Here is an 11,827-nt window from a genome sequence, read left to right as displayed (position 1 = left end):
ATGTAATTCCATGACAGACGCACTCAAGCGCCTCTCCGACGAAGGCGTCGCGATCTGGCTGGACGACCTGTCGCGCAAGCGGATCACGTCCGGCAACCTCGCCGAGCTGATCGACCAGCAGCACGTCGTGGGCGTCACCACCAACCCGACGATCTTCCAGAAGGCGATCTCTTCGGGCGACGGCTACCAGCAGCAGGTCTCGGACCTCGCCGCCCGCAAGGTCACCGTCGAAGAGGCCATCCGCATGATCACCACGGCGGACGTCCGTGACGCCGCCGACATCCTGCGCCCGGTGTTCGACTCGACCGACGGCCAGGACGGCCGCGTGTCGATCGAGGTCGACCCGCGCCTGGCGCACAACACCACGGCGACCATCGCCGAGGCCAAGCAGCTGGCCTGGCTGGTGGACCGCCCCAACACCCTGATCAAGATCCCGGCCACCAGGGCGGGCCTCCCGGCGATCACCGAGGTCATCGGCCTCGGCATCAGCGTCAACGTCACGCTGATCTTCTCGCTGGAGCGCTACCGCGCGGTCATGGACGCCTACCTGGCCGGTCTGGAGAAGGCCAAGGAGCGCGGCCTCGACCTGTCGCTCATCCGTTCGGTGGCGTCGTTCTTCGTGTCCCGCGTGGACACCGAGATCGACAAGCGCCTGAACGACCTGGGCACCGACGAGGCCAAGGCGCTGCGCGGCAAGTCCGCCGTCGCCAACGCCCGGCTCGCCTACCAGGCGTACGAAGAGGTCTTCTCCACCGCTCGCTGGAGCGCCCTGGAGAACGCGGGCGCCCGCAAGCAGCGCCCGCTGTGGGCCTCCACCGGCGTGAAGGACCCGGCGTACAAGGACACCCTGTACGTCGACGACCTGGTCGCGCCGAACACGGTGAACACCATGCCGGAGGCCACCCTCGTCGCGGTCGAGGACCACGGCGGCATCACCGGCGACACGATCACCGGCACGTACGAGCAGGCACGCGCCGACCTGGACGCCGTCGAGGCCCTCGGGATCTCGTACGACGACGTGGTCCAGGTACTGGAGGACGAGGGCGTCGAGAAGTTCGAGGCGTCCTGGAACGACCTGCTCAAGTCGACCCAGGCGGAGCTGGAGCGCCTGGCCCCCTCGGAGGGCTGAACTCTGTCACCCCTTTCCGGTACCGGAGCGAACCCGCTCCGTGACCCCGCAGACCGACGGCTCCCGCGTATCGCGGGGCCGTCGGGGCTGGTCATCTTCGGCGTCACGGGCGACCTCTCCCGTAAGAAGCTCATGCCCGCCGTCTACGACCTCGCCAACCGGGGTCTGCTGCCGCCGGGCTTCTCCCTGGTCGGCTTCGCCCGCCGCGAGTGGGCCCACGAGGACTTCGCCGCCGAGGTCCACGACGCCGTCAAGGACCACGCGCGCACGCCGTTCCGCGAGGAGGTCTGGCAGCAGCTCATCCAGGGGATGCGCTTCGTCCAGGGCACCTTCGACGACGACGACGCGTTCGAGCGGCTGCGCTCCACCATCGAGGAGCTCGACAAGGCGCAGGGCACGGGCGGCAACTTCGCCTTCTACCTGTCCGTCCCGCCGCGCTCCTTCCCCGTGGTCATCCAGCAGCTGAAGAAGCACGGGCTGGCCGACCAGTCCGGCGGCTCCTGGCGGCGCGCGGTCATCGAGAAGCCCTTCGGCCACGACCTGAAGTCGGCCGAGGAGCTCAACAAGGTCGTGCACGAGGTGTTCGAACCGGACCAGGTGTTCCGGATCGACCACTACCTCGGCAAGGAGACCGTCCAGAACATCCTGGCGCTGCGCTTCGCCAACACCATGTACGAGCCGATCTGGAACCGGTCCTTCGTGGACCATGTGCAGATCACCATGGCCGAGGACATCGGCATCGGCGGCCGCGCGGGCTACTACGACGGCATCGGCTCGGCCCGTGACGTCATCCAGAACCACCTCCTCCAGCTCATGGCCCTCACCGCCATGGAGGAGCCGGCCTCCTTCGACGCGGACGCACTGGCCGCGGAGAAGGAGAAGGTGCTCGGCGCGGTACGGCTGCCGAAGGACCTGGGCCAGTCGACCGTGCGCGGTCAGTACGCGGCCGGCTGGCAGGGCGGCGAGAAGGTCATCGGCTACCTCGAAGAGGACGGCATCGACACGAAGTCGAAGACCGACACCTACGCCGCGGTGAAGCTGGAGATCGACAACCGCCGCTGGGCGGGCGTCCCGTTCTACCTGCGCACCGGCAAGCGGCTGGGCCGCCGCGTCACCGAGATCGCGGTGGTCTTCCAGCGCGCCCCGCACTCCCCCTTCGACCACACGGCGACGGAGGAACTGGGCCAGAACGCGATCGTCATCCGCGTCCAGCCCGACGAGGGCATCACGGTCCGCTTCGGCTCCAAGGTGCCGGGCACCTCGATGGAGATCCGGGACGTCTCGATGGACTTCGCCTACGGCGAGTCGTTCACCGAGTCCTCGCCCGAGGCGTACGAGCGGCTGATCCTCGACGTGCTGCTCGGCGACTCCAACCTCTTCCCGCGCACGGAGGAGGTCGAGCTGTCCTGGAAGATCCTCGACCCGATCGAGGAGCACTGGGACAAGCACGGCAGGCCCGCCCAGTACAAGTCCGGCACCTGGGGCCCCGCCGAGGCCGACGAGATGCTGGCACGAGACGGACGGAGCTGGCGCCGCCCATGAAGATAGACCTCACGGACACCACGGCCGGCAAGGTCAACAAGGCGCTGGTGCAGGGCCGCCGGGCCATCGGCACGCCCGCCGTGGGCATGGTGCTGACCCTCGTCATCGTCACCGACGAGGAGAACGCGTACGACGCCCTGAAGGCCGCCGGCGACGCCTCGCACGAGCACCCCTCGCGCACGCTGGTCGTCATCAAGCGCGTCTCCCGCTCCCCCCGCGACCGTACGGCGTCCCGCCTGGACGCCGAGGTCCGGGTGGGCGCGGACGCGGGCTCCGGCGAGACGGTGATCCTCCGCCTGTACGGCGAGGTCGCCGACCACGCCGACTCCGTCGTCCTGCCGCTGCTGCTGCCGGACGCCCCGGTCGTCGTCTGGTGGCCGGTGAACGCCCCGCTCGACCCGGCGAAGGACCCGCTGGGCGCCCTCGCCCAGCGCCGGGTCACCGACACCTACTCCTCCGAGCAGCCGGTACGGGAGCTGTCCGCCCGCGCGGACGCCTACACCCCCGGCGACACGGACCTGTCCTGGACCCGGATCACGCCCTGGCGCTCGATGCTGGCGGCGGCCCTGGACCAGGTGGTCTGCGAGGTCAAGGCGGTCGAGGTGGAGGGCGAGGAGTTCAACCCGAGCTGCGAGCTGCTGGCCATGTGGCTCGCGGACCGGCTGGACGTACCCGTCAAGCGCTCCCTGTCGGCCGGCCCCGGTCTGACGGCCGTCCGCCTGGCCACCAGCGAGGGCGCGATCGCGCTCGACCGTGCGGACGGCTCCCTCGCCACCCTGTCCATCGACGGCCAGCCCGACCGTGCGGTGGCGCTCAAGCGCCGCGACACGGCCGAGCTGATCGCGGAGGAGCTGCGCCGGCTCGACCCGGACGACACCTACGCGTCGGCGCTGCGGTTCGGCGTGGACCGCCTGAACGCCTCCGCGACTCCGGCTCCCGCTCCGGAACCGGTACCGGCCGCCCCGGTACCGGCCGCCGCTACGACGGACCCGTCACCCAAAGGAGAACAGGTCACCCACGCAGCAGCCTCCGGCGCCGCTGCCGAGGCTCCCACGACAGAAGCGACGCCCCAGGAACGGGCGCCGCTGAAGAAGAGGGCGAAGGCGACATGAGCACCCCCCAGCTGGTCGTGCACCGCGACAAGGAGCTGATGGCGCAGGCCGCCGCGGCCCGCCTGATCACGAAGATCGTGGATGCCCAGGCCTCCCGGGGCGAGGCGTCCGTGGTCCTCACCGGCGGCCGCAATGGCAACGGCCTGCTGGCGGCCCTGGCGGCGGCCCCGGCCCGGGACGCCATCGACTGGGGCCGGCTCGACCTCTGGTGGGGCGACGAACGCTTCCTGCCCGAGGGCGACCCGGAGCGCAATGTCACCCAGGCCCGTGACGCCCTGCTCGACCAGGTCCCGGTGGACCCGAAGCGCGTGCACGCCATGCCCGCGTCGGACGGCCCCTGGGACACGGACGTGGACGCGGCGGCCGAGGCCTACGCGGCGGAGCTGGCCCGCGCGGCCGGCCCCGAGAACCACGGCTCGGTGCCCACCTTCGACGTCCTGATGCTGGGCGTCGGCCCGGACACCCACGTGGCCTCGCTCTTCCCGGAGCTGCCCGCGGTCCGGGAGACGGAACGCACGGTGGTCGGCGTCCACGGCGCCCCCAAGCCGCCGCCGACCCGCGTCTCCCTCACCCTTCCCGCCATCCGCGCGGCCCGCGAGGTCTGGCTGCTGGCGGCGGGCGAGGACAAGGCCGAGGCCGTCGCCATCGCCCTCTCGGGCGCGGGCGAGATCCAGGCCCCGGCAGCGGGCGCCCAGGGCCGCCAGCGGACCCTGTGGCTCCTGGACGCGACGGCAGCCTCCCAGCTGCCGCGGTCGCTGTATCCGCCGGCTTCGCCGTGACGAAGTACTGAGAAGAAGAGCCCGTACGGCCTTCCCAGCCGTACGGGCTCTTTCATGCCCGGCCTAACGCCCGCGCAGCTCCCGGTACTTGGCCACCAGCGCCGTCGTCGACGCGTCCAGGCCGGGTACCTCGGCGCCCTCGGTCAGCGCGGGCTCGATGCGCTTGGCGAGGACCTTGCCCAGCTCCACGCCCCACTGGTCGAAGGAGTCGATGTTCCAGACGGCGCCCTGGGTGAAGACCTTGTGCTCGTACAAGGCCACCAGCTGGCCCAGGACCGACGGGGTGAGTTCCTTCGCGAGGATGGTCGTCGTCGGGTGGTTGCCCTTGAAGGTGCGGTGCGGGACCTGCTCCTCGGGGACGCCCTCCGCGCGGACCTCGTCGGCGGTCTTGCCGAAGGCCAGTGCCTGGGTCTGGGCGAAGAAGTTCGCCATCAGCAGGTCGTGCTGCGCCTTGAGTTCACCGCTCAGCTCGGCGACCGGCTCGGCGAAGCCGATGAAGTCCGCCGGGATCAGCTTCGTGCCCTGGTGGATCAACTGGTAGTACGCGTGCTGGCCGTTGGTGCCCGGCGTACCCCACACCACCGGGCCGGTCTGCCAGTCGACCTCCTTGCCGTCGCGCGCCACGTACTTGCCGTTGGACTCCATGTCCAGCTGCTGCAGGTAGGCGGTGAACTTGGAGAGGTAGTGGCTGTAGGGCAGCACCGCGTGCGACTGGGCCTCGTGGAAGTTGCCGTACCAGATGCCCAGGAGGCCCAGCAGCAGGGGGACGTTGGCCTCGGCGGGGGCGGTGCGGAAGTGCTCGTCGACCAGGTGGAAGCCGTCGAGCATCTCGCGGAAGCGGGCCGGGCCGATGGCGATCATCAGGGAGAGGCCGATGGCCGAGTCGTAGGAGTAGCGGCCGCCTACCCAGTCCCAGAACTCGAACATGTTGGCCGTGTCGATGCCGAAGTCCGACACCTTCTCGGAGTTCGTGGAGAGGGCCACGAAGTGCTTGGCGACCGCTTCCGGACCGGCCTTCAGCTCGGTGAGGAGCCAGTTGCGGGCGGAGGTCGCGTTGGTGATCGTCTCGATGGTGGTGAACGTCTTGGAGGCGATGATGAAGAGGGTCTCCGCCGCGTCCAGGTCGCGGGTGGCCTCGTGCAGGTCGGCGCCGTCGACGTTGGAGACGAAGCGGACCGTGAGGTCGCGGTCGGTGAAGCTGCGCAGCACCTCGTAGGCCATCGCCGGACCGAGGTCGGAGCCGCCGATGCCGACGTTGACGACGTTCCGGATGCGCTTGCCGGTGTGGCCGGTCCAGGCGCCGGAGCGGACCCGGTCGGCGAAGGCGCTCATCTTGTCGAGGACCGCGTGCACCTGCGGCACCACGTTCTCGCCGTCGACCTCGATCACCGCGTCGCGCGGGGCGCGCAGGGCCGTGTGCAGCACCGCGCGGTTCTCGGTGACGTTGATCTTCTCGCCGCGGAACATGGCGTCCCGCAGGCCGAAGACGTCGGTGGCGGCGGCCAGCTCCCGCAGCAGCCGCAGCGTCTCGTCGTTGACCAGGTGCTTCGAGTAGTCGATGTGGAGGTCGCCGACCTGGAGGGTGTAGCCCGTGCCGCGTCCCGGGTCGGCGGCGAACAGGTCCCGCAGCCGGGTGTCGGCGAGCGCCTCCCGGTGCTTGGCGAGCGCGGTCCACTCGGGCGTCTGGTTGAGCCTGGTACGGCCGTCTGCGTTCATTCCGACTTCAGCCTTCTTCCTTGCACCTGTCCTGCTGCGTCCCTGCCCCGCTGCCGGTTCCAACCTAGTTGATCAGCGTGGGACGCGGCCTGCTGTCGCGCTGTCCCGCGGCGCAACAACAGGTACGTCCGGCCGGCGCACCGGTATCAACGAGGTGACGGCCAGGCCGAAGAGGACGGCGGCCAGCAGCGCGGGGCCGTTCAGGCCGTAGGCTCCCGCGACGGCTCCGCCGAGGAGGGCGCCGAGCGGCGCGCCGGACGTGGAGGAGGTGCGGAAGGCGGCGGCGATCCGGCCGGTCATCGACTCGGGCGCGCGTTGCTGCATCAGCGTGACCTGGTTGACGTTCCACACCATGTTCATCGCGCCGAGCAGGAGCATGCCTGCGACGAGGGCGGCGAGGTGCCGGACGGTGCCCATGAGCAGCAGGGCCGACGTCTGCACCGTGCCGGCGAGCAGCAGGGCGCGCACCCGGCCGGTGCGGCGGGCGATGCGCTGGGCGAGGAAGCCGCCGGTGATGCTGCCGGCCGAGTACGCGGTCATGGCGGCCGCGTAACCCGCGGTACCGGCGTGCAGCCAGCGCGTCACGTGCAGGACGAGGGTGGCGATCAGGGCGCCCATGCCGATGTTGCACAGCAGGGTGGCCACGCAGACCGCCCGCAGGGCGCGGTCCTGCCACAGGGCGCGCAGGCCCTCGGCGATCTCCGTGCGCAGGGTGCTGCCGGCCGGGCGTGGCGCCCGCTCCGGCGGCCGGGTCCGGAGGGAGGCGACCAGGGCGGCGGCCGCCAGGTAGGTGCCCGCGTCGGCTGCGAAGGGCATGAACGCGCCGGCCGCCAGCAGCAGCGGCACGAGCGGGGCGCCGAGCAGGCCGCCGGCGATCTGCTGGCCGGTCATCAGCCGGGCGTTGGCCCCGCCCAGGGCGTGCCGGTCCACCAGGGAGGGCAGCAGGGCCGTGGAGGCGTTGTCGAAGAGCGTCTGCAGGGTGGTGAGCGCGAAGGCGAGCAGGAGCAGCAGCGGGATCGAGGCGTGACCGAGCGCCACGGCGAGCGCGAAGGCGGCGACGAGCAGCCCTCGTACGGTGTCCACCGACCACATCGCGCGCCGCTGGTCCACCCGGTCCGCGACGGCACCGCCGAGCAGCCCGAACAGCAGCCAGGGCACGTAACCGCAGGCGGTCACCGAGGCGATGGCGAGCGGGTCGTCGGTCAGGCGCGCGGCCAGCAGGGGCAGCGCGGACGCCCGTAACGCGTCCCCGAACCGGGAGACCACGGCGGCCGTCCACAGCCGCCCGAATCCCCCGCGCCACGCGGGTGCCCCCTCGCCCACCGTCACCGCCGCCCCCTCACGATTCGCTGATACACAAACCGTAGAGGGCACCACTGACAACGGGCCGGACGCGTACCCGGTCCCGGCCGCGGAGACAGCTCCGGCCAGGCGCCCCATGGGCACCCGGCCGGCCTCAACTCCTAGATCTCGCCCCGCAGTTTGGCGAGCGCCTCGGCGAGGATCGCCTCGCCGTCCGCGTCGCTGCGCCGCTCCCGTACGTACGCGAGGTGCGTCTTGTACGGCTCGGTGCGCGGCGGGTCCGGCGGGTTGTCCCGGTCCTGACCGGCCGGGAAGCCACAGCGCGGGCAGTCCCAGGTCTCGGGCACCTGCGCGTCGCTGGCGAAGCTCGGCTGCGTCTCGTGCCCGTTGGAGCACCAGAAGGAGATGCGCAGACGCGGCGCGGACTCGCCGCGCTCGGCCTCGCCCATCGGCCCCGCCCCGACCCGGCTACCTCGGATCGCGTTGCCACTTGCCACGGTCGTAACTCCCTGCGTGATGGTGCCGCGAAGCGAGTCGGCGTGTCGCTTCGTTGCGAGCGCCTCAGTCTACGTAAGGCCCAACGCGCGTCCAGTGGTGGGAGTTACCGCCCCCGCACCTAGACGCAAGCCCCATGATAGGCCGCGCTCAGGTGCGCGTACCGAACATGGGGCCTTACGTACAGATTGTGCGTGTGTGCGAGTCGCGGATCAGCTGTTCGTCTTCATCAGCAGGCCGAGGACCACGATGCACGCGAACCACAGCAGACCGATGACCAGGGTGATCCGGTCCAGGTTCCGCTCGGCGACCGAGGAGCCGCCGACGGAGGACTGCATGCCGCCACCGAACATGTCGGAGAGGCCGCCGCCCTTGCCCTTGTGCATCAGCACCAGCAGCATCAGCAGCAGGCTGAAGACGATCAGGGCGATCGAGAACCCCAAAACCACGGCTGGACCAACTCTCTCGGATTCGGATGAACGACGGGGACAAGGCGGCAGGCCGTCTTGTCCCCGCAAGGGTACGACGGATCGTCCCGGGGGCCTACTCGCTCGGCCCGATCACTGATCGCGGAAGCGCACGATCTTGACGAATTCGTCCGCGTCCAGCGAGGCACCGCCCACCAGGGCGCCGTCGATGTCGGCCTGCGCCATGATCTCGGCCACGTTTCCGGCCTTGACGGAGCCGCCGTACTGGATGCGGACCTGGTCGGCCAGCTCCTGGCTGTACAGCTCGGCGAGCTTGGCGCGGATCGCGGCGCAGACCTCCTGGGCGTCCCCGGCACCGCAGACCTTGCCGGTGCCGATGGCCCACACGGGCTCGTAGGCGATCACGACGGATTCGGCCTGCTCGGCCGGGAGGTCCTTGAGACCGCCCTCGACCTGGGCGAGGGTGTGGGAGACGTGGTTGCCCGCCTCGCGGACGTCCAGCTCCTCGCCGACGCACAGGATCGGGGTCAGACCGTGCTTGTAGGCGGCCTTGACCTTGGCGTTCACGATCTCGTCGGTCTCGGCGTGGTACTGGCGGCGCTCGGAGTGGCCGATGACCACGTACGTGCACTTCAGCTTGGCCAGCATGGGTCCGGAGATCTCGCCGGTGTAGGCGCCGGAGTCGTGCGCGGACAGGTCCTGGGCGCCGTACCTGATCTTGAGCTTGTCGCCGTCGACCAGGGTCTGCACGGAACGCAGGTCGGTGAAGGGCGGTAGGACGGCGACCTCGACGGCCTCGTAGTCCTTGTCGGCCAGGGCGAAGGCGAGCTTCTGGACGTGCGCGATGGCCTCGAGGTGGTTGAGGTTCATCTTCCAGTTGCCCGCCATGATCGGCGTGCGAGTGGTCATACGGGGTCAGTCCTCCAGTGCGGCGAGGCCGGGGAGCGTCTTGCCCTCGAGGTATTCGAGGGAGGCGCCGCCACCGGTCGAGATGTGTCCGAACGCGTTCTCGTCGAAGCCGAGGATGCGCACGGCGGCTGCGGAGTCCCCGCCGCCGACGACGGTGAAGCCCTTGGACTCGACGAGGGCCTGGGCGACCGCCCGGGTGCCCGCGGCGTAGTCGGGGTGCTCGAAGACGCCCATGGGGCCGTTCCAGAAGACGGTGGCGGCGTCGGCGAGCTTCGAGGCGTACAGCTTGCTGGTCTCCGGACCGATGTCCAGGCCCATCTGCCCGGCCGGCATGGCGTCCGCGGCGACCGTGGCGGGGTTGGCCGGAGCCTTGCCCGACAGGTCCGGGAACTCGGGAGCGACCAGGGTGTCGACCGGCAGGACGATCTCCACGCCGGTCTTCTCGGCGCGCTCCAGGTACTCGGTGACGGTGTCGAGCTGGTCCTCCTGGAGGAGGGAGCTGCCGACCTCGTAGCCCTTGGCCTTGAGGAAGGTGTAGACCATGCCGCCGCCGACGAGGATGCGGTCGGCCTTGCCGAGCAGTTCGTCGATGACGGCGAGCTTGTCGGAGACCTTGGCGCCGCCGAGCACCACCACGTAGGGGCGCTTGACGTCCTCGGTGAGCTTCTTCAGGACGCCGACCTCGGTGGCGATCAGGTAGCCGGCGTAGTGCGGCAGCCGGGCCGGGAGGTCGTAGACGGAGGCGTGCTTGCGGTGCACGGCGCCGAAGCCGTCGCCGACGTAGACGTCCGCGAGGGCGGCCAGCTGGTCGGCGAACTCGCCGCGCTCGGTGTCGTCCTTGGACGTCTCACCGGCGTTGAAGCGCAGGTTCTCGATGACCGCGACCTGGCCGGGCTCCAGGCCGTTCACCGCGTCGTGGGCGGCGGGGCCGATGGTGTCCTGGGCGAACGCGACCGGGGCGCCGAGCAGTTCACCGAGCCGCTCGGCGGCCTGGAGCAGGGAGAACTTCAGGTCCGGGGCGCCCTTGGGGCGGCCCAGGTGCGAGGCGACGACCACCTTGGCGCCCGCGTCGGCCAGGGCCTTGACGGTGGGCAGGACGGCGCGGATGCGGCCGTCGTCGGTGATGAGACCGTCGGCCATCGGCACGTTGAGGTCGGCGCGGACGAAGACCCGCTTGCCGTCGACCCCTTCGGCGAGGAGTTCGTCGATCGTCTTCATGGTTGGGGACTCCTACAGGAGGGCTCTTGATCGTACGAGGACTGATCGAACCGTATGTGGTCGGGTCGATCCTTACGCGCGTCAGGGCCCGGGCGGCGCGACCGTGCGCTGCCCGAGCCCTGCTACCGCATCGTGGTGCCTGTTCTGCCGATCAGAGCTGGTTGCCGACGAAGACCGTGAGGTCGACGAGGCGGTTCGAGTAGCCCCACTCGTTGTCGTACCAGCCGAGGATCTTCACCGTGTTGCCCTCCTGGACCATGGTCAGGGAGGAGTCGAAGGTGCAGGAGGCCGGGTCGCCGACGATGTCCGAGGAGACGATCGGGTCCTCGGTGTAGGCCAGGTAGCCCTTCAGGTCGCCGTCGTCGGCGGCCTTCTTGAACGCGGCGTTGACCTCGTCCTTGGTGACCTCGCGCTGGAGCGTCACGACCAGGTCGGTGGCGGAGCCGGTCGGGACCGGGACGCGCATGGCGATGCCGTCCAGCTTGCCCTTGAGCTGCGGGAGGACCAGCGCGGTGGCCTTGGCGGCACCGGTGGTGGTCGGGATGATGTTCTCGGCGGCGGCCCGGGCGCGGCGCAGGTCCGAGTGCGGGAAGTCCAGGATGCGCTGGTCGTTGGTGTACGCGTGGACCGTCGTCATCAGGCCCTTGACGATGCCGAAGTTCTCGTCGAGCACCTTGGCCATCGGCGCCACACAGTTGGTGGTGCAGGAGGCGTTGGAGATGACGTGGTGGTTGGCCGCGTCGTACTTGTCCTGGTTGACGCCCATCACGATGGTGATGTCCTCGTCCTTGGCCGGAGCCGAGATGAGAACCTTCTTGGCGCCGCCGGCGATGTGCTTGGCGGCGTCGGCCTTCTTGGTGAAGATGCCGGTCGACTCGATGACGATGTCGACGCCCAGCTCGCCCCACGGGATGTCGGCGGGGTTGCGCTCGGACAGCACCTTGATGGTGTGGCCGTCGACGGTGATCGTGTCGGCGGTGTGCGTCACCTCGGCCTTGAGGCGGCCCAGGATCGTGTCGTACTTCAGCAGGTGTGCGGTGGTCGCGGTGTCACCCAGGTCGTTGACAGCCACGATCTCGATGTCAGCGCCCTGCTCCAGCAGCGCGCGGAAGTAGTTGCGACCGATACGACCGAAGCCGTTGATGCCTACGCGGATCGTCACGAACCGATCTCCTCGTTGGTACGCCGGCCATGCGG

11 protein-coding genes are annotated in these 11,827 nt (G+C 70.1%); 4 read left to right on the top strand and 7 right to left on the bottom strand.

Features of this window, described 5'->3' with window-relative positions; translation table 11 throughout:
- Positions 1-10 precede the first annotated feature (10 nt).
- The 4 genes from tal to pgl are packed head-to-tail and all read left to right on the top strand — an operon-like array spanning position 11 to position 4,562.
- A complete protein-coding gene (gene tal, locus ACFWPQ_RS06095; protein ID WP_384030405.1) occupies positions 11-1,129 on the top strand; it encodes a transaldolase in 1,119 nt (372 codons plus the stop codon).
- 3 nt (positions 1,130-1,132) lie between these two features.
- Positions 1,133-2,671 carry a glucose-6-phosphate dehydrogenase gene (gene zwf, locus ACFWPQ_RS06090; protein ID WP_384030752.1) on the top strand — a complete coding sequence of 513 codons (1,539 nt, stop codon included), beginning with the start codon at positions 1,133-1,135 and terminating at the stop codon, positions 2,669-2,671.
- Entirely contained in the window at positions 2,668-3,783 is a 1,116-nt protein-coding gene (gene opcA, locus ACFWPQ_RS06085; protein ID WP_384030403.1) for a glucose-6-phosphate dehydrogenase assembly protein OpcA, read from the top strand. The genes zwf and opcA overlap by 4 nt, the downstream gene beginning before the upstream one ends.
- Positions 3,780-4,562 carry a 6-phosphogluconolactonase gene (pgl, locus tag ACFWPQ_RS06080; RefSeq protein WP_384030401.1) on the top strand — a complete coding sequence of 261 codons (783 nt, stop codon included), beginning with the start codon at positions 3,780-3,782 and terminating at the stop codon, positions 4,560-4,562. Before opcA ends, pgl begins: the two co-directional genes overlap by 4 nt.
- A 63-nt stretch (positions 4,563-4,625) precedes the next feature.
- Here the strand turns inward: pgl and pgi are convergent, their stop codons facing one another.
- The 7 genes from pgi to gap all read right to left on the bottom strand — a co-directional run bounded on the left by pgi (position 4,626) and on the right by gap (position 11,792).
- Positions 4,626-6,278, bottom strand: coding sequence for a glucose-6-phosphate isomerase (gene pgi, locus ACFWPQ_RS06075; RefSeq protein WP_384030399.1), 1,653 nt, complete (start codon positions 6,276-6,278; stop codon positions 4,626-4,628).
- A gap of 72 nt (positions 6,279-6,350) precedes the next feature.
- Positions 6,351-7,544, bottom strand: a complete 1,194-nt coding sequence (locus tag ACFWPQ_RS06070; RefSeq protein WP_384030749.1) for an MFS transporter — start codon at positions 7,542-7,544, stop codon at positions 6,351-6,353.
- Positions 7,545-7,741: 197 nt separating this feature from the next.
- Positions 7,742-8,077 carry an RNA polymerase-binding protein RbpA gene (locus ACFWPQ_RS06065; RefSeq protein WP_003976875.1) on the bottom strand — a complete coding sequence of 112 codons (336 nt, stop codon included), beginning with the start codon at positions 8,075-8,077 and terminating at the stop codon, positions 7,742-7,744.
- Between the two features lie 210 nt (positions 8,078-8,287).
- Positions 8,288-8,524, bottom strand: coding sequence for a preprotein translocase subunit SecG (gene secG / locus ACFWPQ_RS06060; protein WP_361284041.1), 237 nt, complete (start codon positions 8,522-8,524; stop codon positions 8,288-8,290).
- 111 nt (positions 8,525-8,635) lie between these two features.
- The gene (tpiA, locus tag ACFWPQ_RS06055; protein ID WP_384030397.1) at positions 8,636-9,412 is read right to left on the bottom strand and encodes a triose-phosphate isomerase; all 777 of its coding nucleotides are present in this window, start codon (positions 9,410-9,412) and stop codon (positions 8,636-8,638) included.
- A 6-nt stretch (positions 9,413-9,418) separates the two neighbouring features.
- Positions 9,419-10,630 (bottom strand): phosphoglycerate kinase, encoded by a 1,212-nt coding sequence (locus ACFWPQ_RS06050; RefSeq protein WP_384030395.1) that lies wholly within the window; start codon positions 10,628-10,630, stop codon positions 9,419-9,421.
- A gap of 151 nt (positions 10,631-10,781) precedes the next feature.
- On the bottom strand, positions 10,782-11,792 hold the full coding sequence (gene gap, locus ACFWPQ_RS06045) for a type I glyceraldehyde-3-phosphate dehydrogenase (RefSeq protein ID WP_189260903.1): 1,011 nt from the start codon (positions 11,790-11,792) through the stop codon (positions 10,782-10,784).
- Positions 11,793-11,827: the final 35 nt, after the last annotated feature.

This window comes from Streptomyces sp. NPDC058464 (assembly GCF_042721035.1).
Taxonomy (GTDB): Bacteria; Actinomycetota; Actinomycetes; order Streptomycetales; family Streptomycetaceae; genus Streptomyces.
The sequence above is the reverse complement of the archived record's forward strand: the minus strand, read 5'-3'. Positions and strand labels throughout refer to the sequence as shown.

What these genes read in the sequence shown, in the direction of transcription:
- tal (WP_384030405.1), top strand. Translation starts at nt 11, where the DNA reads ATGACAGACGCACTCAAGCGCCTCTCCGACGAAGGCGTCGCGATCTGG.
- opcA (WP_384030403.1), top strand. Translation starts at nt 2,668, where the DNA reads ATGAAGATAGACCTCACGGACACCACGGCCGGCAAGGTCAACAAGGCG.
- pgl (WP_384030401.1), top strand. Translation starts at nt 3,780, where the DNA reads ATGAGCACCCCCCAGCTGGTCGTGCACCGCGACAAGGAGCTGATGGCG.
- pgi (WP_384030399.1), bottom strand. Translation starts at nt 6,278, where the DNA reads ATGAACGCAGACGGCCGTACCAGGCTCAACCAGACGCCCGAGTGGACC.
- tpiA (WP_384030397.1), bottom strand. Translation starts at nt 9,412, where the DNA reads ATGACCACTCGCACGCCGATCATGGCGGGCAACTGGAAGATGAACCTC.
- ACFWPQ_RS06050 (WP_384030395.1), bottom strand. Translation starts at nt 10,630, where the DNA reads ATGAAGACGATCGACGAACTCCTCGCCGAAGGGGTCGACGGCAAGCGG.